The organism is Vibrio sp. STUT-A11 (assembly GCF_026000435.1).
Taxonomy (GTDB): domain Bacteria; phylum Pseudomonadota; class Gammaproteobacteria; order Enterobacterales; family Vibrionaceae; genus Vibrio.
In genome coordinates this window covers 2068381-2090643 of the sequence record NZ_AP026763.1, presented here as the reverse complement: position 1 = coordinate 2090643, position 22263 = coordinate 2068381, and the positions used below count along the sequence as shown (strand labels likewise).

Annotated in this window: 17 protein-coding genes; 11 read left to right on the top strand and 6 right to left on the bottom strand. The window is 45.5% G+C overall.

Annotated elements, in window-relative coordinates:
- Positions 1–368 precede the first annotated feature (368 nt).
- From rplY to OO774_RS09810, 5 genes are all read right to left on the bottom strand, one after another.
- Complete coding sequence (rplY, locus tag OO774_RS09830; RefSeq protein ID WP_264901949.1) at positions 369–647, bottom strand: 50S ribosomal protein L25; 279 nt, start codon at positions 645–647, stop codon at positions 369–371.
- A 283-nt stretch (positions 648–930) separates the two neighbouring features.
- On the bottom strand, positions 931–2280 hold the full coding sequence (locus OO774_RS09825) for an ATP-binding protein (protein WP_264901948.1): 1350 nt from the start codon (positions 2278–2280) through the stop codon (positions 931–933).
- Complete coding sequence (locus tag OO774_RS09820) at positions 2270–2929, bottom strand: response regulator transcription factor (RefSeq protein ID WP_264901947.1); 660 nt, start codon at positions 2927–2929, stop codon at positions 2270–2272. Before OO774_RS09820 ends, OO774_RS09825 begins: the two co-directional genes overlap by 11 nt.
- Before the next feature lie 11 nt (positions 2930–2940).
- Positions 2941–3375: a PepSY domain-containing protein gene (locus OO774_RS09815; protein ID WP_264901946.1), complete on the bottom strand. Its 435-nt coding sequence runs from the start codon at positions 3373–3375 to the stop codon at positions 2941–2943.
- 132 nt (positions 3376–3507) lie between these two features.
- The gene (locus OO774_RS09810; RefSeq protein WP_264901945.1) at positions 3508–5259 is read right to left on the bottom strand and encodes a DEAD/DEAH box helicase; all 1752 of its coding nucleotides are present in this window, start codon (positions 5257–5259) and stop codon (positions 3508–3510) included.
- A 121-nt stretch (positions 5260–5380) separates the two neighbouring features.
- Here OO774_RS09810 and rsuA point away from each other — a divergent pair, with 121 nt between their 5' ends.
- The 3 genes from rsuA (at position 5381) to OO774_RS09795 (ending at position 8382) form a co-directional block, all read left to right on the top strand.
- The gene (gene rsuA / locus OO774_RS09805) at positions 5381–6082 is read left to right on the top strand and encodes a 16S rRNA pseudouridine(516) synthase RsuA (protein ID WP_264901943.1); all 702 of its coding nucleotides are present in this window, start codon (positions 5381–5383) and stop codon (positions 6080–6082) included.
- Between the two features lie 438 nt (positions 6083–6520).
- On the top strand, positions 6521–7723 hold the full coding sequence (locus tag OO774_RS09800; RefSeq protein ID WP_264901941.1) for a Bcr/CflA family multidrug efflux MFS transporter: 1203 nt from the start codon (positions 6521–6523) through the stop codon (positions 7721–7723).
- The gene (locus tag OO774_RS09795; protein WP_264901939.1) at positions 7723–8382 is read left to right on the top strand and encodes a DUF2913 family protein; all 660 of its coding nucleotides are present in this window, start codon (positions 7723–7725) and stop codon (positions 8380–8382) included. The genes OO774_RS09800 and OO774_RS09795 overlap by 1 nt, the downstream gene beginning before the upstream one ends.
- Positions 8383–8455: 73 nt before the next feature.
- Here the strand turns inward: OO774_RS09795 and OO774_RS09790 are convergent, their stop codons facing one another.
- On the bottom strand, positions 8456–9928 hold the full coding sequence (locus OO774_RS09790) for an SDR family oxidoreductase (protein WP_264901937.1): 1473 nt from the start codon (positions 9926–9928) through the stop codon (positions 8456–8458).
- A gap of 94 nt (positions 9929–10022) precedes the next feature.
- Here OO774_RS09790 and OO774_RS09785 point away from each other — a divergent pair, with 94 nt between their 5' ends.
- The 8 genes from OO774_RS09785 (at position 10023) to fabV (ending at position 22220) form a co-directional block, all read left to right on the top strand.
- A complete protein-coding gene (locus OO774_RS09785; RefSeq protein WP_264901935.1) occupies positions 10023–11399 on the top strand; it encodes an MATE family efflux transporter in 1377 nt (458 codons plus the stop codon).
- Between the two features lie 206 nt (positions 11400–11605).
- The gene (locus OO774_RS09780; protein WP_264901933.1) at positions 11606–12277 is read left to right on the top strand and encodes an ABC transporter ATP-binding protein; all 672 of its coding nucleotides are present in this window, start codon (positions 11606–11608) and stop codon (positions 12275–12277) included.
- The gene (locus OO774_RS09775) at positions 12258–14711 is read left to right on the top strand and encodes an ABC transporter permease (protein ID WP_264901931.1); all 2454 of its coding nucleotides are present in this window, start codon (positions 12258–12260) and stop codon (positions 14709–14711) included. Before OO774_RS09780 ends, OO774_RS09775 begins: the two co-directional genes overlap by 20 nt.
- Positions 14711–15832 carry a lipocalin-like domain-containing protein gene (locus tag OO774_RS09770; protein ID WP_264901929.1) on the top strand — a complete coding sequence of 374 codons (1122 nt, stop codon included), beginning with the start codon at positions 14711–14713 and terminating at the stop codon, positions 15830–15832. The genes OO774_RS09775 and OO774_RS09770 overlap by 1 nt, the downstream gene beginning before the upstream one ends.
- Before the next feature lie 351 nt (positions 15833–16183).
- Positions 16184–17335: a Na+/H+ antiporter NhaA gene (nhaA, locus tag OO774_RS09765; protein ID WP_264901927.1), complete on the top strand. Its 1152-nt coding sequence runs from the start codon at positions 16184–16186 to the stop codon at positions 17333–17335.
- 525 nt (positions 17336–17860) lie between these two features.
- Positions 17861–18487: a TetR/AcrR family transcriptional regulator gene (locus tag OO774_RS09760; protein WP_264901925.1), complete on the top strand. Its 627-nt coding sequence runs from the start codon at positions 17861–17863 to the stop codon at positions 18485–18487.
- A 70-nt stretch (positions 18488–18557) separates the two neighbouring features.
- Positions 18558–20840, top strand: a complete 2283-nt coding sequence (locus tag OO774_RS09755) for an acyl-CoA dehydrogenase (RefSeq protein WP_264901923.1) — start codon at positions 18558–18560, stop codon at positions 20838–20840.
- Positions 20841–21017: 177 nt separating this feature from the next.
- Positions 21018–22220, top strand: coding sequence for an enoyl-ACP reductase FabV (gene fabV / locus OO774_RS09750; protein WP_264901922.1), 1203 nt, complete (start codon positions 21018–21020; stop codon positions 22218–22220).
- The last annotated feature ends 43 nt before the right edge of the window (positions 22221–22263 follow it).

The following is a 22263-nucleotide window of genomic DNA, read 5'->3' as shown; positions in this document are numbered from 1 at the left end:
AGTCTAACTTGTACTTTTTGGGGGCTATTTTTGTGAAGCAGTTAATAGAATTGCACCCTATTGATGGGATTCGGGATGCATATTTTGAGGCATCAAGCAGATAAAGAGTGGGATTTTAGATTTTTCTATTGTTGTCTCAATTAAGAAGCAGGTAGCGCATGGCTTTATACTTGTTAGGGCAGTGGATAGTTTTCTGAGACAGCACGGTTCTTTCTGAGCAAGAAAGATTAAAGGCCTAAAATAGTAAAACCCCGGAGGTGGTAAGTCTCCGGGGTTTTGAAATTTTTTAAGATAGGTCGGTTGGTAAGTCCGGTTATCTTTTTATGCAAAAGGTTTGGATTTAATCCGAGTAATTCCTTGGTAGGGAATTAGATACGGATGAAGTCCATGTGCTCAACTTTTGGCTTGAACGCGTGACGTTGAACGTCTTGTGGCTTGACGTTAACTTCTTTGCCATCGATAACTAGAACTAGCGCTTCGTAGAACTCAGGCTTGTCCATTTGGTTAACGATTTCGTCGTGGTTAAGAACGATAGCTACTGCTGCTTCTTCACCGCCGTATACAACTGCAGGGAATTTGCCAGCGTGACGTAGGCGGCGGCTCGCACCTTTACCTAGTTCAGTACGTACTACTGCTTCGAATTTCATAGTATTTACTCTCAAATTAGTAAAAATAAAGTTTTCACAATCAACAATGCGACCTTGTTGTTTGTGGTAAGGCTTGAAACAGGAACTGTTCAAGCGAGCGCGGATACTATCATTCCACTCGAACTTCAGCAACCCAAATTGCATCTAAATCAACAAAAACAACCTAATAAAGTGTGTCTGATAGCGGCATTTTAATTCGGTCGGACAAAAATCGTGCCACTTGCGTTTATTTTCACCAACTTGCCAGTTTATTAAACGCGAGAGTAGAGTGTTAATAAAGTGCTTATGCTCGGCTTCTCTGCAATATCAGTGTGGCTTTCAACCCACCCATTTTGCTTGATTCTAGATCTAACTGTCCGCGGTAACTATGCGCCATTTCACTGACAATATTTAACCCCAGCCCAGAGCCCGGCGTTTCTTCATCCAGTCTAAAGCCTCGTTGAGTCACACGCTCTAACTGCTCTTGAGGAATTCCCGGGCCGTCGTCTTCTATGATAAGGCGGATATTTTCCTTATCTTGAGTGGAGTGGACGCGGATCATTTGGTTTGCCCACTTGTAGCTGTTCTCAAGTAGGTTACCTAACATCTCGTCAAGATCACTTTTCTCTACCGCCACGTTTAATTCAGAGTCGAGTTCATTGACCAAAGTGATGTCACGTTGGACGTAGACTTTATCAAAGGCCATAGAAATGGCATCGACTCGCTGCGCTGGATTGGCTTTGACGGAGAGGATATTCATTGATCCCGCCATTCTCGCTCGCCCTAAGTGGTAATCAATGTGCGATTGGATTTGATTCAGAGGTTCATCTAATCGGGACTGGACGGTTGTATCCAAGGTGCGGACTTCGTTTTTCAGGACAGATAATGGTGTCTTTAACGCATGGGATAAATTCCCGGCATGATTTCGTGCCCGTTCCAAAAGCTCCTGATAATGAAAGAGTAGCGCGTTAAGATCGGAGATTAAGGGTGAGATCTCTTTGGGGTAGGTCTCTTCCAGGCTGGTTTTATTTCCTGATTTAAGCTCTGCCAGCTCTTTCTGTAATTTAGTCAGAGGGCTTAAAGACCATGCTATCTGCACCAGAATAACGGTAAGCACGCCAGCAAACAGCAAGCCTAAAATTAACCATAATTGGCCAATTAACGTTTGAAGCGTATTTTTGATTGGGGCCTCATCAATGCCGACAACAACATGAATCGGGCCATTGTAGTCGGGTAAATACAGTACTTTTTCCAAGGTAATTAGTTTCTCATCGCGAGCGCCATAAGCGTCTTTATCAAGCTCTTTATATTCGATTCTTTTGTCCCATAAAGAGCGAGAACGTTCGAGGTGAGTTTTGGTTGAAGCGCTCCAGTATAAACCGCTATAAGGTCTGTTAAAGCGTGGGTCAGAAAGTTGTGCCGCGAGAGATAAGTGGCCCGTTTTGTCGATTTCTAATTGCGCAGCGATCTCGTCCATGAAGACGCTCAATTGTGAGCGAGTATCATCCACCATGTAGTTATACACTTGAGTCGGAATGGTGACGCCAGCAGCCAGGATCATTGCGGTTAACCAAACGACGGCAGCCAGTACCAGTCGGCTTTTGATACTGAGCCGTTTTAAAGGGTACAGCGGCAGTCGATATTTATTTGGCATTTAATTGGTACCCTAATCCTCGGACAGTTTTAATGATTTTAGGGGCAATTTTTTTACGGATACGACCAATAAACACTTCAATGGTGTTCGAGTCTCGGTCGAAGTCTTGTTTGTAAATATGCTCGACCAGCTCTGTCCGTGAAATCACTTTGTCTGGATTATGTACAAAGTAGGCAACCACTTTGTACTCGAGCGCAGTTAAGTTAATCGGTTCACCTTTCCACATCACTTTAGAGGTGCGGGTGTCCAAACTCAGATCGCCAATTTGCATGACAGGAGAAGCATTGCCAGAGGCTCTGCGAAGCTGGGCACGGATACGGGCGATCAATTCCACCATCTCAAAAGGCTTGGTGAGGTAATCATCGGCACCGGCATTCAGTCCTTCAACACGCTCTGTCAACGCGTCGCGGGCACTAAGAATAACCACAGGCGTGTTAATGTTTTCATCACGGATGCCTTTCAATACTGATAAACCATCTAGCTTAGGCAAGCCGAGATCTAAAACGATCGCATCCCACTCTTCTGTTGTCGCACGATATAGCGCGTCAATCCCATCTTGAGAGAGTTCTGGTACCCAGCCAGTGTTTTCCAACGTCTCGATGATTTGCTCACCAATGCGAGGATCATCCTCGACAACAAGTATTTTCATAGTGGCTTCTTTTATTCATTTATTTGTTGCTGTGGTTTCAGTGCTTTGTTGAAGTTACGACCTTTCACTTCGAGCATTTCTAATGTTGCTGCATCGTACTCAACTTTTAGTACGTTGTTGTCAAAGAGAATTTTTAATTCGTAAACCCACGCATGATTGTCTTCTTCGAGTTCTACTTTAATAATACGACCAAACAAGTCCTTTTCGACCGTTGCGTAGAGTTCGGAGAATGGTCGAATATCTCCATTTTGCACCGCGCGGTAGACTTCATCCTGGTCTTCATCAAATTCAATCTCGGTGCCAGGTTTTATGACATCCTGTACAATCGCATGGCCGTCTTGTGATGCCAACCGATCCTTTTGTTGTGCGAACGTAGGTACCGAAATTAGCATCGGAAGCAAACTTAAAAACAACGCAACACGCTGAGAATTCGTTGATTTGTTCATAATAAAACCTTTTCAGAAGAATTGGCAGGATTATAGGCAGCGGTATATGAATAGAAGGTGAACCTGTCAGCAAGAAAGTGGAGAGGTTCACTGGTTACCAGCATAGAAATGGATCGCCCGAGTTGGTAAACGCTACTTCAGTTCATCATCAAAAATTTTGTCACGCAGTTTCCAAAATCGCCCTGACTTTCTGGCTATGACAAATTGCGGTAAGCGAAATCGGTGCTGATTCGCCACGACTCGAGTAGGGGATGCTTCTTCAAACGGACGATGCTTGTCCGCGAGGTGAGGACGAACAAATTGATCTTTGAAGTTCTGTTTTTGCTTTTTGGTAGTGAGAGACCAAAACTCATGAACTAACGCGTTCCCTTCACCTTGGTATGGTTCTCCCGAGTAGGTAACTTTTAACTGGGACTTGCCGTCATTGGATTTGAATACAGACAAGTCCATCTCCGTGCACTCGAATATCAATGCGTCTTTGAGGTTGAGCGCTTCTTTCAACTTCTTATCCGGATCGACTAATGTGGCGTCACATTCGTGGCAGATGCGCGCAGCAATGTCGTTGTCAGCACCACATTCCCCACAATATTTCGCTCTGAATCGGTAACCGCAATGCTCGCGTTCACCCGTGTCTTCATCTTCGAAGTAACCCTGGCAACGGCGGCCGAAGTGTTCCAGCAAAAAGCCATTGCTGTCCAATTTGCCCCAGAAGTTGTTATTAAAACCACAGGCAGGGCAGGGAATGGTGATGACCTCGCTGGTGGAATCGGGTTTGGGGTCGCCAACTTCTGGTTGATACAAGTCGTAGCTGTTGCCGGCGTAATCCAGAACCAAACATTCGGACTTACCTTCGGACAGACGTAGCCCGCGGCCAACGATTTGCTGATACAAACTGACTGATTCTGTCGGACGCAAAATGGCAATCAGATCAACATGCGGTGCATCAAACCCAGTGGTTAATACCGACACGTTAACCAAATATTTAATTTCACGATTTTTGAACGCTTGAATGATGGCGTCACGCTCCGGTGTCGGCGTATCTCCGATGACAATTGCGGTTTGGCCTTCAGGTAATAAACCATGAATCTCCTGCGCGTGACGAACCGTGGCGGCAAAAATCATCACACCATGTCGGTCTTTTGCGTATTGAATGATTTGTTCGACGATTTGAGGCGTAGCACGTTTGGCTTTGTCGATCACCATGTCCATTTCCGCTTCTTTGTAGCGCCCGGTATTGGCGGGTTTCAGCTGCGAAAAGTCATAAGACAAAACGGGCGCGTCCATCATTCGCGCTGGCGTCAGAAAGTTTTCATCGAGCAAGTAGCGAATCGGTAATTCAAAGATGCAGTCACGGAAGAAGCGTGGTTCTTCAGTTCGAACCTGTCCGCGAGTATGGTACTGGTAAATCCAACCCATGCCTAAACGATATGGGGTGGCGGTAAGACCAAGAACCTTGATGCCGGGATTGAGCTCTTTCAGATGACTAATCACTTTCTGGTAGCTACTGTTTTTCTCGTCTGGCACACGATGGCATTCATCAATCACCAGCAGTGAGAACTGGTTTTTGAAGGCTTCTAAGTTTCTTACCACCGACTGGACGGAAGCGAAGACAACTTGTTGGTCGGTTTCTTTGCGTCCAAGGCCTGCAGAGAAAATAGACCCTTTTAAATCGTAACCTTCGTACTTGGCATGGTTTTGCTCAACCAGTTCTTTAACATGCGCCATAACTAACACTCGCCCTTTAGCCAGACGAGCCAATTCAGCAATCACCAGGCTTTTGCCCGCACCAGTTGGCAACACAATCACGGCAGGTGTCGAGTGTTTACGAAAGTAATGAATGACCGCTTTTACAGAGTCAGCTTGATAGGGACGAAGTGTATACATGAAAAAATGTGAAATTGCTCAACTATTCCAACTAGGGACGTTATAATACCTGACTTTTATACCCAAGTGATCTTAGAACCACGATTCGGAGAGCATTTGGGTATAATTCAATGAGGTATTCATGCGTTTAGATAAATATTTGTGTGACGCTCTGGGTGCGACGCGCAAGCAGGCGACAAAGATCATCAAAAGTGGTGAAGTGACCGTTGATGGTGACATTCAAAAAAGTGGATCATTCAAGGTACCGGAAGGTGCGGAAGTCATGTGGGAAGACCGTGTAGTTGCTGCGCCGGGGCCGCGCTACATTATGTTGTACAAACCTGCTGATTTCGTTTGTTCACATGAAGATGGCTTTAATCAAACCGCATTCATGTTGTTAGATGAGCCAAAAATCGAGAATCTACATTTTGCTGGTCGTCTGGACGTTGACACTACTGGTCTGGTGCTCATTACCGATGATGGTAAGTGGTCGCACCGCATTACTTCACCAAAACACAAATGTGAAAAAACCTACCGTGTTTGGCTAGTTGATGCTATTCAGCCTGACTATGCTGACAAACTTGCCGAAGGCATCATGCTGCGCAATGAGCAGGAAGCGACGTTACCAGCGCATTTAGAGATCGTGAATGAAGCTGAAAATGAGTTGTTGCTAACCATCGTTGAGGGCAAATATCACCAAGTGAAACGCATGTTTGCTGCGCTCGGGAACAAAGTTGAGTATCTACATCGTGAACGCATTGGTTCTATCGAGCTTGATGAAGCACTCGAACCGGGTGATTACCGTTATTTGACTCAAGGTGAAATTGATTCAATCTGGAATTAATCATCGCTCTAGGAAATTATTTAGTTCCTATTGGGAACTGGTTTTTTGGTAGGAAATCGCTCAGAATGGTGGCTCCTACCAAATAGATTTAGTGCCAGACAATTTTAGTCAGTGTCAAACCTCAAGTTATTAACTGAGGCTCGTTTATCTAAGACACTTACTTTTCTCGTAAAACATCCGATGTGGTGAAAAATGGTGGAGTGGGCTTCATTGTCCATCTTCTTTACTCTCATCGTCAGCGTATGAATTTGAATCGTTATCATGCGCTTTATTGTTCGAGTCGTTTGCAGCATCTTGGTATCCATTCGTCCTTTTGAACCTTGTAAAACGAGATTGTGGCGTTGCCGTTACTCCTACAATCAACGACATGAGAAGCTTCATCGATCACTGCATCCATGACAGGGTGTGAGTGATTAGGACACAACTAGAGGTAAAAGAATGACAGAAAAAGCTCAAAGTGCTCCGCAATCCCAAATCTCCTTTTTACTATTCATCGTTCTTGGGGCGATTGGTGCACTGACTCCGCTTGCCATTGATATGTATTTGCCTGCGATGCCGGCGATCGCGAAAGATCTCGGTGTCGCGCCAGGCGCAGTACAAATTACGTTAACGGCATATACCGCGGGCTTTGCGATCGGACAGTTAATCCACGGCCCGCTCTCAGATAGCTTTGGACGCAGACCTGTTCTGATTTTAGGTGTGTTTTTCTTCGGATTAGCGGCCGTCGTGAGTGCGACTACAAATGGCATTGACGCTCTTACTTATGTTCGTACTGCACAAGGTTTCGCTGGAGCCGCAGCGGCGGTTATTATCCAGGCAGTCGTTCGCGACATGTTTGAGCGTGAAGACTTCGCCCGTACGATGTCATTCGTGACTCTCGTCATCACAATAGCGCCGCTGGTTGCGCCGATGATTGGTGGTCACTTTGCGATTTGGTTTGGATGGCGATCGATCTTCTGGGTACTGGCGATATTCGCCGTGGTGGTTATTTCAATGGTATTTTGGAAGATTCCTGAAACATTGAAACCAGAAAATCGTCAACCTTTACGCTTTCGTACCACGCTAAGAAACTACGCTCGTTTGTGTTCTAGCTCAGAAGCGCTGGGCCTGATGTTAGCTGGCGCATTTTCATTCTCTGGAATGTTTGCTTTCCTTACCGCGGGCTCATTTGTCTATATTGATATATACGGTGTTCGACCTGACTATTTTGGTTACCTGTTTGGTTTGAATATTGTCGCGATGATCATCATGACCAGCATTAACGGCCGCTTAGTGAAAAAAGTGGGGTCGCATGCCATGCTTCGTTTTGGTCTGTCTGTACAGCTTTTGGCCGGTATTGGTTTGTTAGTGGCCTGGTTGTTGGATTTAGGTTTATGGGGCACGGTACCTTTTGTTGTGCTCTTTATTGGTACGTTATCGACGATTGGCAGTAACGCTATGGCACTACTTTTAAGTGGCTATCCATCCATGGCAGGTACTGCATCGTCACTAGCCGGCACATTAAGATTCGGCATGGGATCGTTGATTGGTGCGTTCGTGGCGGCACTTCCGGGTGGCGTTGCATGGCCAATGCTCATTGTTATGTTTGCTTGTTCAGTGCTGTCAGCACTGTTTTATTGGACTTTAGGAAGAAAGGCGTAATGTCGGATTACACCAAAGAAATTCAGAACCTGGTTAACTCTGCGTTGGCAGATTTAGATGCGCAGCATCGCTCAGGTAAGCTGGCGAATGCGCCTGTGGCTAACAACCATTACTTGGTACGTTGGGTAACAAAAGCACTGAAATCGCAAAATTTTGGCCGAGTTGTGGGCGATGACCTGACTCGTTGGCAAAAAGCGGGACGTTCAAAAGGGAATGATTCCGGCTTGTTGTTTATTTTTAAACGTATCTCAGCCTATTACGCACAGTTCTTCCCTGAAGGAGAAGAAGCCAAAGCGATTAAAGATTCTGACATTGACGCCTTTTTGGATCTCATGGAGCAAGACGGCTGGGAAGTGTCTACCTCTGAGCAATTGTTGGGATGCGGTAAGGTTCAGATTTTTACCGAAGGTCCAAACTCATTAGCACTTTGTACCGATCAGTGTGAAAGCTGTTTTGATGGTGAGTTATTGGTTAAACCCATGAGTTGGTTTGTGCGCGGTAATCATGCTGAGTTCGTCGAAAAAGCATCGCAGGCGGGCTTTATGGTGCATAAGGTTACGGATTACAAATCGATTGTTAAATACCATGGTGAGTACCTAATCTTCCCTGCTAACGAAGGCAATCAGCTAGCAGAGATCCCGCTAAGTTTCCAAGCGTAATTTCTTCGCTTTGATAAACAGAAAAGCATCAGATTTGTAATGTCTCTGATGCTTTTTTATAAGCTCTACTTTTCTATGCCTTACTGGTATCAGCCCCGCCAGCAGAGTTCGAATTATCGTTTTGCGCTTCATTTGCTATTGCTTTCACCATACCTCTGAAGATAAATAGGTGGGCCGGCATCATCGCAAACCAATAAAGCAGCCCCAGAAAACCTTGCGGGTGCCACCACGCCGTTATATCCAACTCTCGTTCATCGCCCCCATCTTTAATAGTGATTTCTAAGCGTCCAAGCCCAGGGCCTTTCATGCCAAAAAACAGTGATAAGAACTGGTTTTCTTCACAACGGATGACTTTCCATGAGTCAATGAAATCACCTACTTTGAGCTCCGGTCCGGGAGGGGAGACTCGAACGGGTTTACCGCCACCAAAAAAGATATCCATCCATTCGCGTGTGCGCCAAAGAATATTTGCAAAGTAGTATCCTTTCTCTCGGCTACCAATTTTTTGGGCAACTTTCCACAAAGATTCTGCGGATGCTTTGGTTTTGATGCTAGCTCCGGCCTGCTTGGGAAAGTAACCATATCCGGGCTGCCAACGCTTTAAGGCCGCGGGTTCGAAACCCCAAACATTACTGCGAACAAACGTTCCCTCGTGCGCGATTGCCTCTGTTACCGCTTGTTCGTAACTGATCATATCTTGCGGAAATTTCGCTTCAATAGCCCCAGATTCTGCAATGTAATCGTGTTCTAATCCCGCAAGTAACGCCTTGCCAATACTTGATGGAACGGAAGTAACCAGCCCGAGCCAGTAAGATGCCATTTTAGGAGTAAGGATTGGGGTAGACCACAATCGATATGGCTTGTTGGTTGCCTGGCAAATGACTTGAAATTGTTCTCGATAGCTGAGGGTGTCTGGCCCTCCAATTTCGTAAATCAAACTGTCTGCTGGTGGTGATTCTGCGGCCAGGGAGAGTAAGTAATGATTAAGGTTCGCAAGCGCTATCGGGTTGGCTTTGGAGTCTACCCATTTTGGTGTGATTAAAACGGGTAGGTTATAGACGAAGTCACGCATTATCTCAAATGCTGCAGAGCCTGGACCGATAATCACGCCAGCACGCAATTCTGTAACTGGAACACCGGACTGACGAATGATTTTTCCGGTTGCTTTCCGTGCGGCTAAATGACGCGAGTTCCCTGTCTGGGGTTGGATTGCACTCAGATAAATTACATGCTTGACTTTGCTTCTTTCTAACGCGAGTTTGAAGTTCAGCGCAAGGTTAAGCTCGTATTCGACAAAGTCATCGCCCTGAGCCATACCGTGGACCAGAAAAAACACCAAATCAAAATCGGTCACAATCGATAACGTCGCTTCAGCGTCCGCCAAATCGAGGTATTTCAGAGTCAGGTTTGGATGAGGGCGGGCTCTTGATTCTAAATAATCGATATGTCGCGCCGCTGCTGTGACGCTGTAACCTTTATCAAGCAGAAGAGGTAGAAGTTGAGAGCCTATGTATCCAGACGCGCCAAGTACCAACACCTTTTTCATTATTTGTCCTTTTTTTGTTGGTGGAATAATCACCGCCAAGTATAATCATGAGACACTTTTCCATTTCTTTCAATAAGTTGTCGTTGGAGTGCTCGTGTCTTTTTTTTCTCAGCTTTTAATTCACGCCGATAAGGCATTTTTACGTCGTTTGTTTGCCATAGCGCTTCCAATCACACTTCAAAGCATCATGTTTTCCAGCCGTAGCCTGGTCGATGTATTAATGCTCGGCCAGCTTGGTGAGGCTGAAATTGCCGCTGTTGGGGTAGCCGCTCGAGCCACGTTTGTCACCACCATCATGTTAGTCGGTGTCACAACCGGTGGAGCATTGTTGACTGCTCAATACTGGGGAGCCGGAGACAAAGCGGGCGTTAGAGAGAGTACATCTCTGACTTGGGTGATATCAATGGTGTTTGCCGCAATGGCCGTTTTCTTGTTTGTGGTCTTTCCAGAGCCCATCATGAGTCTAACCACCGATTCACAGCAGGTTATTGAACTGGGGGCTAACTATTTGGTGGCCTCTTCAGCCAGTATGTTTGCTGTTGCTTGTGTTGCTAGTATGGCCGTTGGTTTACGAGCGATGCACCAACCGGGCTTAAGCACATTCTTTAGTGGAATTGGAATCGTCTCGAATGTGTTGTTGAACTGGGTGTTGATTTTCGGTCACCTTGGTTTTCCTGCCCTTGGTATTACCGGGGCTGCCATCGCGACAGTAATTAGCGGTGCCATCGAAGTGGGCTGCCTATTCGGTTATTTATGGGCGAAGAAACATATTCTTGCGTTTGGTTGGAATGACATCCGTGCTGGACTAGTGCTGGAAAAAATTACGCGCTTTCTTAGTTTGTCATTACCCACGACATTTAATTTTTTGGCATGGGCTGGTGGGCTGTTTGTCTATCATGCGATTATGGGGCAAGCAGGCGTCCAAGGCTTAGCGGCTCTGTCAGTGATGACGCCCGTTGAATCAATAGCGTTGGCAATGATGATAGGTTTGTCGAATGCCGCTGCAGTGTTGGTGGGCAATCAGTTAGGCGCAAAGAAATTTGAACCCGTTTACTATCAAGCCTGGGCAACGCTGATTTTGAATCTTCTGATCGCAGTTATGGTTGCTTTAGTATTGTTGGTTTCAAACCAGTGGATACTGAATGCGTTCAGCGCTTTGACGCCAGAAACGCGTCAACTATCAGAGCAGTTCATGCTGATTCTGGCGATTGGTGTGATATTGCGTTCCATTCCTATGATGGTCATAGTAGGCGTTCTGCGTGCGGGCGGTGATGTTAAGTTCTGTCTTTATCAGGATTTGATAGCACAGTGGGTTATTGGTATCCCGCTTGCTGCCTTTGCTGCTATTTACCTTGGCTGGGAGCCTCAATGGGTGTACTTGCTCTTTTTAACCGAGGAAGTGGTGAAGTGGGTGATTTCCCTACCACGTGTTAGAAGTAAAAAGTGGATGAAAAACCTAATTGGGAAATAATTAAGTAAAGGGTGCACCTACAAAGGGAATGTATACGTTTAGTGATAGTAATTTTCCTTTAATTTCAATAAAAATAGTTTGATAAGGTGAGTCGAGTTGCATTTGCGGTTTGATAATGTGATCTAGTATTCAAATTACTTCCTACTGGTCGGATTTTAGTGTAGATTCATACCCCGATTTTAGATACCTGTTGAGCGGCTATATTAATGTTAAAACTGTCAGACCTATGTAAAGGCTATGTAGATGGGGGAGAATTTCACCCAGTTTTACAAGGGGCAGAATTAACATTACAACGCGGTGAGCAAGTCGCTCTGATGGGTGAGAGTGGCTCAGGTAAGAGTACCTTACTTAATTTGATTGCTGGGCTTGATACGGTGGACTCCGGAGAGATCCAGTTTGTCGGTTTTGCGATGCATGATGCTCCTGAGCACTTAAGAACACTCTATCGCAGAAATAATATCGGCAATATTTTCCAGCAATTTAACCTCCTTCCGACCCTAAACATTGCGGATAACATTCGTTTTTGTCGTCAACTCAAAGGCTTGCCGGAAGATCAAGGTTTGTGGCGTCAGATTCTCTCCGCGCTCGACTTGATGCCGCTTCTTGGCCGTTATCCTGAAGAAGTCTCTGGTGGCCAGCAACAACGCGCTGCGATCGCTCGAGCTCTTTATATGGAGCCACAAATTCTTCTGGCCGATGAACCGACTGGAAGTTTGGATGAACGAAACGCTGAAGCGGTAATGCGTTTATTAACTACACTTGCTCGCCAACTGAATTGCACATTGTTGCTGGTGACCCACAGTGAGAAGGTCGCCGATCACATGGAAGGTAAAATCCGACTGCAAGGAGGGCAACTGCATGTTATGGCCCGTAGTTAAGGCACTACTCGGTCATTACCGTCGTTACCCACTGCAAATTATTCTCGTCTGGTTGGGTTTAACGTTAGGCGTATCACTTCTTGTTGGTGTTACTTCCATTAACCAACATGCAAAACAGAGTTATACAACAGGTGAGAGACTTTTCTCTAACCCGCTACCTTACCGAATCAGTACCAAACATTCGGCCAACAAAGTTCCTCAAGGTTTCTATATCCAACTGCGCCGAGCTGGCTTTAATCAATGTGCCCCGTTTGATGTCATTCATTTAGACGCTAAGTCAGAGATGAATCTGATGTTGGTTGGTATTGACCCGGTAGCCATGATTCCTCTGCAAAAGGGGAAGTCATTAGGTGAAATGCCAATTCTGTCAATTATGAAGCCCCCTTATCCTATCTTAATCAGCCAAGACTTGGCTTCTTACATGAGTTGGCAAGATGGTGACTTTATTGAGATGAACGATGGTAGCCGTCTGGGCCCGCTTCAAGTTGACCAGAATAGTCTGCTTTCAGGCACGAGGCTGATCACGGATATCTCTTTACTACGCATGTTGAAGCGTAGCTCGGGCTTGTCTTCGATTTTATGTGGTGAAATGTCAGAAGAGAAGCTGTCAGCTCTGAAGAAAATGCTGCCAAATGGCATGACACTGACTCACAATACGCGCAACGAGCTAGAATCTCTGACGAAAGCATTCCATATGAACTTAACGGCGATGGGAATGCTGTCGTTTTTAGTTGGATTGTTTATCTTTTATCAAGCCATGTCTTTGTCTCTGATTCAGCGTCAACGCTTAGTCGGGATGCTGCGCCAAGCAGGTGTGTCTGGGACGCAGCTTGCCCAAGCCTTATTACTTGAGCTCTCTATTTTAGTTACGGTCGCCTGGGCATGTGGTAATTTCTTCGGGATAATTCTTGCGAATGAACTGATTCCGACAGTATCGGCAAGTTTGAGCGACTTGTACGATGCAAACGTTGGCTTATCTATCGGCTGGTCTTGGAAATCGAGCATATACAGCTTAATCATGTCTGCGATGGGGGCTCTAATTTCTTGTTTGTGGCCGCTAATCCGCCTACTTAAATCACAACCAATTCGCTTGTCTTCCCGTCTTTCTCTGATGCGTTTTGCTGGCCGAGAGTTCTCTTGGCAAGCATTGGCTGCGTGTGCTTTTTGTGTGGCCGCCGTGGCCGTATATCAAGCGCCGAAAACACAGGAGATCGGATTTACCATCGTCGCATTAATGATGTTAAGTGTCGCCCTTCTGATGCCATTTATCATGTGGCATCTATTTCAGAGTTTTTCTTACTCGTTGCGCTGGGTGAGAGTCCGGTGGTTCTTCGCCGATGCCGCGGCTAGTATGAGTTATCGTGGCGTTGCGAGCATGGCATTTATGCTTGCACTTGCCGCAAACATTGGCGTTGAAACCATGGTTGGAAGTTTCAGAGATACAACCGACAAATGGCTTAATCAACGTCTGGCGGCGGACATTTATGTTTACCCCAACAACAATAACGCGGCACGTATGAGCGGCTGGTTACAACAGCAACCTGAAGTGAAGTCCGTGTGGTGGCGCTGGGAAAAAGATCTGCCTACTGATAAGGGCGTTCTACAAGTTGTCAGTACCGGACCTTCTGAAGGGGAACTCGATTCCTTAACGGTTAAGCTAGGTGTGCCCAGTTATTGGTATCAGTTACATCATGGTAAAAGCGTGATGGTGAGTGAGTCGATGGCATTAAAGCTCGATATTCGACCTGGTGATGTGATTGATCTTCATGCGCCGCTTGGTGAAGGGTGGCAGGTTGCAGGTGTCTACTATGACTATGGCAACCCGTATAACCAAGTGATGATGTCTCATCGAAGCTGGCTGTATGCTTTTGCAGGAACGGGTAACGTGGGGCTTGGCGTTGTCCTTGAAGAGAATGTGAATGGTGCAGGACTGAAAAATAGGTTGGAAAATGTGTTCCGCTTATCTCAGGATCGCATTTTTGATGATAGCAATATTTATAACCAAGCAATGCGTGTTTTTGACCATACGTTTGCTATCGCTGGTACGCTGGGCAATATTACTCTTATCATCGCGGTTTTCGGTCTGTTCTTTGCGACACTGGCAGGTGAACTATCTCGGCAGCGACACTTCTCATTACTCAGATGTATGGGCGTGTCCGGGAAAGAGCTTGTTTTACTCGGTGGCTTACAGCTGTTCGCGTTTGGGGCGATATCGGCGCTGATCGCAGTGCCTCTTGGTTTGGCGCTGGCTCATGTGATTGTGGATATTATTATCAGACAATCTTTTGGTTGGTCACTGGAGTTACAGACGATCCCGTGGGAATACGCTAAGACGATCGCTTGGGCAATGTTGGCTATCATGGCGGCAGGTGCTTTGCCTGTTATTAGAATGATCAAAAGTACACCAATGAAGTCATTGAGGGATGCGTTGTAGTGGCAAGAAAGAATTCCAAAAAGCGCTTCTTGGCAGCAGTATTGTTTATTGCGGTAGTGGGTGTACTGCTAGGCTCTCTATACTCGCCGTTTTGGTCGGAAGAGACGGTTACTCAGGAGGCTGAGATAAACTCGATACTGACCAGAGAGGGGCAAACCATCTTCGAACCGGTTTTGCCTGATGAGCATGTTTCACTGCCAGCTGATTTTAGGTTTCACCCCGAATACCAGCATGAATGGTGGAATTACTTTGCTAAGCTGCAAGATAACAATGGTGGGATCTATAACGTTCAGTGGAGCTATTTTAGAGTTGCTACCGATGAACGTGAAACCAAAGGTTGGCAAAATCCACAACTATATATCTCACATATTGTCATCAGCCATGGTAGTCAGGTTTGGAAAAAGCAACGTGTTGCGCGCGGTGGCATCGGTCAGGCTGGGATGCAAAACCGTCCATTCAGCTTATGGATTGACAATTGGAACTGGCGATCGCTTGGCACGACACCTTTCCCCGGTAAACTGGTTGTCTCGACAGATGAGTTCAGCGTTGACCTTAATACGCAGACGAGTGGGCCATTTGTTGTTAATGGCGACAGAGGTTTTCAGGTCAAGCATGCCTTGCAGTCGGTTGCCTCTTTTAGCTTTAGTGCCCCTTTCCTTAATGTGAAAGGTAATCTGAATATCGATGGGCAAAGAATCCCGGTATCAGGAACGGCCTGGACTCAAAAAGAGTGGGGCAGTGGTCTAATCGGAGAAGGACAACAGGGTTGGGACTGGTTCACATTCAACTTCGATGATGGCAGAGCGTTGACGGTAAGCCGATATCGTCATCATGGTCAAATGCCTCATATATTTGGCACCTTATCAACACGTTCGGGTAAAGTGATTAACCTGTCAGAAAAAGAGATCACGATTCAGCCGATACAAGTAACCAGCTTGTCGAACGGAAAACGCTTGCCATTACAATGGGTTATTGATGTGCCAGAGTACGACATTGATCTAACGACTCGTGTCGTTAACACGAATATGTGGCTCCCTTTTGTTATCCCTTACTGGGAAGGCCCTACATTAGCATCGGGTTCCAACGAGGCATGGGGATTTATGCAATTAACTGGCTACTAGTTTTTAGCTAACTACCATTTGTTTTTATTTATATAGCCACCCTTGAGGTGGTTTTTTTGTTCCTGTAGTTTGACATCAATATGATGATTCTCTGTGTTTATCATAGATATTTTAATCATGTTATGCTGAATTGTGAGTAATACTGATTAATAAATAGCAAAGAACCGATATGCAACTGGTCGTAAAAACCATAAAGTTATTGTTGGAAAATACGATGTGTTGTGAGTCAATTATCGGAAATAACGAAGTTTATACTCTGAACAAGCGATTATTCTAAAGTTTCTTACCGCTATAAACTCATGTCATTCTTTGTCGATCGTTTATTAAGATAATAAATATAAGGGTAAATGTATGAACGATGCTATTCGTGACTTTTTCAAAATGGAATCCGCAGGAGGCATTCTTCTCGTAATTGCTGCCGCGATTGCGATGACTATTGCAAACACACCTCTGGGCGAAACTTATCAATCTATTCTGCATACTTATGTTTTCGGTATGTCTGTATCACACTGGATCAATGATGGCCTAATGGCTGTGTTTTTCCTATTAATTGGCCTTGAGGTTAAACGCGAGTTGCTTGAAGGTGCGTTGAAATCAAAAGAAACAGCGATCTTCCCTGCGATTGCAGCGGTAGGCGGCATGTTGGCACCTGCTCTAATTTATGTGGCATTTAATGCGAGTGACGCTGAAGCGGTTTCTGGCTGGGCGATTCCAGCAGCAACAGATATTGCTTTTGCATTGGGTATCATGGCTCTTCTGGGTAAACGAGTTCCGGTAAGCCTAAAAGTATTCCTGCTTGCTCTGGCGATCATCGATGACTTGGGTGTTGTTGTCATTATTGCTCTGTTTTACACAGGCGATCTATCTACAATGGCGTTGTTAGTTGGTTTCGTCATGACGGGTGTACTGTTCGTACTAAACGCTAAGAAGGTGACCAAACTAACACCATATATGATTGTAGGTGCCATCCTTTGGTTTGCTGTTCTTAAATCGGGTGTTCACGCGACGCTTGCTGGTGTGGTAATCGGTTTTGCTATCCCGCTTCAAGGTAAGCCTGGCGAGCATTCACCGCTGAAACACATGGAGCATGCTCTTCACCCATACGTGGCGTTTGGTATTCTTCCGCTGTTTGCGTTTGCAAACGCTGGTATTTCGTTAGAAGGCGTATCTTTATCTGGCTTAACTTCAATGTTGCCATTAGGTATTGCGCTTGGTTTGTTGGTTGGTAAGCCTCTGGGTATTTTTACCTTCAGCTGGGCGGCAGTGAAGCTAGGCGTGGCGAAGCTACCAGAAGGTATCAGTTTCAAACATATCTTCGCGGTCTCTGTGCTTTGTGGTATTGGCTTTACGATGTCTATCTTTATCTCTTCACTCGCATTCGCAAATGTGAGTCCAGAGTTCGATACCTACGCTAGGCTGGGTATTTTGATGGGATCGACGACTGCAGCGATAATCGGTTACGTGTTGTTGCATCTGTCTTTACCAAAAAAGGCGCAAGCGTAACTCAATGAAAAACCTCCCAAAAGGGAGGTTTTTTTATGCCTGTAATCTTGTAGGTAGAACTAAGAGAAATGTTCCAGACGAAAAAAAGCCCAGTCGAAACGTTGACTGGGCGGATACAAACATAGGAGTTAATAAGAAAAAAGCAGCAACGTAACAAGTAGATGGAAAAGTTTGACGGCCAGTGAAACTTAAAATGCCCTAGTTGTTACATATATTGAGACCGAGCATTTTCCCAACAGTTCCATTTATTTTGAAAAATATTTCCCCAATGTGCCGCACATTTTGCTGTGACTATTTAAATCATTGTATCTCTGGGCAATATTGTCGGCACTTTATTACCTGTAATTCACCGAGCTGCCTGAGCTCCTTTTGTGAATGGTTATCACACTAAAATGACTTCATTTGAAATTTAAAACGTTGACTCTTTTTGTTGAAAGAATAAATTTTGAAAATGTGATGTTAATCGTTTGTTAATCTCACTGTTCGAGGTATATTTTAAACAGTTGTTTAATACGAGTGATTAAAATGGCCCCGAGAACTTCAACAAAAGAAAAAATACTTAATGTCGCAGAAGGGTTGTTTGCAGAGTATGGGTTCAATGATACATCACTGAGAACCATTACTGGCAGAGCCAATGTAAATCTTGCATCCGTAAATTACCACTTTGGCGATAAGAAGACGCTGGTTAGAGCGGTTTTAGACCGATACCTAGAAGCACTGATGCCGAGTATCAAAACCTCTCTCATCGAGCTAAATACACGCGATGATTACACCATGGAAGAAGTGTTTGAATCGTTGAGGCTACCGTTAACGACCTTAAATGATGTAAGGCCTAATGGCACCGCTTTATTTATGCTGTTACTAGGCCGGGGTTATACGGACGTCCAAGGGCACCTGCGTTGGTTTATCACCACTCGTTACGACGAAGTATTGAAATTATTTAATGCCTCTATCATGAAAGCGAACCCTGAGCTAACGGAAGAGCTACTGTTCTGGCGATTACATTTTACGCTCGGAACGTGTGTCTTTACGATGGCATCTAGTCAAGCACTATCAGAGCTTGCAGATAGTAAATTTAATAAAGAAGTCGATATTAAGTCTGTTGTCGATTTGTTAATTCCTTACTTGTCAGCTGGTATGTCAGCGAAGTAACTGACCTGAGCAAGTAAGCTGTTAGTTAAACCAATAATAAATTAGTGACGTGAACAAAAGGATCTGAACAATGAGCTCTTTACGAAGAAAATGGATTAGTGACCCAGCATTTAAGTTGTTTAAAAAAGTACTACCCCCGTTGTCCAGCACGGAAAGAGAAGCAATGGAAGCAGGTAGTGTCTGGTGGGATGCAGAGCTGTTTTCCGGCAAACCTAATTTTAAAACGCTGCACCAATACCCAACTCCGACGTTAACAGCAGAAGAGCAATCCTTTATGGATAACGAGCTCGTAACGCTACTCGATATGCTTGACGATCAAAAGATCGTAAAAGAAGACCGAGATTTATCGCCAGAAGTGTGGGAATTCTTACGTAAAGAGCGTTTCTTCTCTCTGATTATTTCTAAAGAATATGGCGGCCGCGAGTTTTCTTCACATGCTAACTCGACGATTGTTTCGAGCATTGCGACCCGAAGCATCAGTGCGGCTGTATCGGTAATGGTACCAAATTCATTGGGTCCAGGTGAGCTACTGTCTCACTATGGTACACAAGAGCAAAAAGATTACTGGCTGCCACGTCTTGCTGACGGTACTGATATCCCATGTTTCGCACTGACAGGCCCTGAAGCAGGTTCCGATGCAGGTGGTATCCCCGATCAGGGCGTTGTTTGTTACGGCAAACACAATGGTGAAGAAGTGCTGGGTATTCGCCTCAGCTGGAACAAGCGCTACATTACTCTAGCCCCTGTAGCGACGGTTCTTGGTCTTGCATTTAAACTGCAAGATCCTGATGGTCTACTTGGTGACAAAAAAGATGTGGGTATCACTTGTGCACTGATTCCTGCCGATCACGAGGGTGTTGAAATTGGGGAACGTCACGACCCGCTAGGTTCTGCATTCATGAATGGCCCAACGCGCGGTGAAGATGTGTTCATTCCAATGGATTGGTTGATTGGTGGTGCGGATTACGCAGGTAAAGGCTGGCGTATGCTGGTTGAATGTCTGTCGGCTGGTCGCGGTATTTCACTGCCAGCACTCGGCGCGGCTATCGGACACCTAACAACCAGAACAACGGGTGCTTATGCATACGTGCGTAAACAGTTCGGTATGTCTATCGGTAAATTCGAAGGTGTGGCAGAGGCGATGGGTCGCATCGGCGGTTTAACTTACCTTCTTGAAGCGACGCGTACCCTGACAACTACGTCGTTAGACATGAAAGAGAAGCCGGGGATCGTCACCGCTATTGCTAAATATCATATGACTGAGATGGCACGTACGCTTCTTAACGATTCGTTTGATATTCACGCAGGTCGGGCAATCCAGGATGGCCCGATGAACTATCTGGCGAAGCACTACGTGGGTATTCCAGTTGCGATTACCGTAGAAGGTGCAAACATTCTGACTCGTAACCTGATGATCTTTGGCCAAGGTGCGACTCGTTGTCATCCATATGTATTAAAAGAGATGGAAGCGGCAGCAAACCCAGATGCAGAGCAAGGTGCGAGAGAGTTTGATGATCTACTGTTCAAACACATTAAGCACGCGACAGGGAACACATTTGGCGCATTGGGTGCCGCACTAACAGGTTCTCGCTTTATCAAAGCAGAAATGAGCGGTCCAACTAAGAAGTACTACAAAGACATCACGCGTCTAAGCCGAGATCTTGCTGTAAGTGCAGACTTCGCTATGTTGACTCTTGGTGGTGACCTTAAACGTAAAGAGATGATCTCTGCCCGTTTGGGCGATGGCCTAAGCTTCTTGTACATGGCATCAGCAGCACTTAAGAAATACGAAGATGAAGGCCGTCAGCAAGGCGATCTAGACTTCGTTCACTACGCAGTTCAGCACTGTTTATACAACGCGGCTAAGTCACTAAATGAAGCTTATACTAACTTCCCAGTGAAATACGTTGGTGGAGTACTGAAGGGGCTGCTATTCCCATTGGGCAACCACTTCAACAAGCCTAGTGATGAACTGAGTACGCGCATTGCAGAAGCTATCATGACGCCGGGTGCACAACGTGACCGCTTGACTCATTTATGCTACGTAGGTAAAGCAGATGACGACAATATCGGTTTGATGGAAAACGCTTTCCTTGCGATGTACGAGATCAAACCATTAGAGCGCAAGCTAATTAAGGGTGTTAAAGATGGTAAGGTTGCTCGTAAAGGCCTGTTAGATGACCGCTTACAACAAGCGCTAGAAGCTGACGTATTAACCCAGGAAGAAGTCGATAAGATTAAAGCGGCAGACAAACTGCGTTACAAAGCGATTCAAGTCGATCACTTCAGCCATGACTTTTCGGAACTTCGTACCGATGCGCCAAAAAAGTCACATCTTAATTCAGCCGCTTAACGAGCGATTTGAGTTATCGATGAAAGCACCTCTTTGAGGTGCTTTTTGTTTATGTCGATTAAAAATTGATAATAGAGTGCTCCAACCACTTGCATTTTCGAAGCATTTTTACAGAAATTAGATGCGAACACCGAGCGAAACTTTTATCCTTACAAGGTTTTTTAAAGGAAGTTGAATATGATCATCAAACCTAGAATTCGTGGATTTATCTGTACTACTACGCACCCTGTTGGTTGTGAAGCTAATGTAAAAGAACAAATTGCTTTCACTAAAGCACAAGGCCCAATTAAAAACGCGCCAAAACGCGTTCTTGTTGTGGGTGCATCAAGTGGCTACGGTCTATCTTCTCGTATCGCTGCGGCATTTGGTGGCGGTGCATCAACTATCGGTGTGTTCTTTGAAAAAGAAGGCACAGAGAAGAAGCCAGGCACTGCAGGTTTCTACAACGCTGCCGCTTTCGAAAAATTGGCGCGTGAAGAAGGCCTATACGCGAAGAGCCTGAACGGCGATGCTTTCTCAAACGAAGCAAAAGAGAAAACAATCGAGCTGATCAAGCAAGACCTTGGTCAGATTGATATGGTGGTTTACTCACTGGCGTCTCCAGTACGTAAATTGCCAGAAACAGGTGAACTGATTCGTTCATCTCTAAAGCCTATCGGTGAAACTTACACTTCGACAGCGGTTGATACCAACAAAGACGTGATCATCGAAGCGAGCGTTGAGCCTGCAACAGAAGAAGAGATCAAAGACACAGTAACCGTAATGGGCGGTGAAGACTGGGAACTTTGGATCAACGCACTTTCTGAAGCTGGTGTACTTGCAGAAGGTTGTAAGACGGTCGCATACAGCTACATCGGTACTGAGCTAACTTGGCCAATCTACTGGGATGGTGCGCTAGGTAAAGCGAAAATGGACCTGGATCGCGCAGCAACAGCACTTAACGAGAAGCTAGCACAAACTGGCGGTAGCGCGAACGTTGCGGTTCTTAAATCGGTTGTGACTCAGGCAAGTTCTGCCATTCCTGTAATGCCACTGTACATTGCAATGGTATTCAAGAAGATGCGTGAAGAAGGCGTACACGAAGGTTGTATGGAACAGATCTACCGTATGTTCAGCCAGCGTCTATACAAAGAAGATGGCTCTGCGGCAGAAGTGGACGACATGAACCGTCTTCGTCTGGACGACTGGGAACTTCGTGAAGACATCCAGCAACACTGTCGTGACCTATGGCCACAAATTACGACTGAAAACCTAAAAGAGCTGACTGACTACGTTGAGTACAAAGAAGAGTTCTTGAAGCTATTCGGCTTTGGTGTTGACGGTGTGGATTACGAAGTAGACGTGAACCCAGCAGTAGAAGCAGATTTCATTCAAATCTAATTGCTTATTTTATATAGTAAAAAGGCGCTCACTGAGCGCCTTT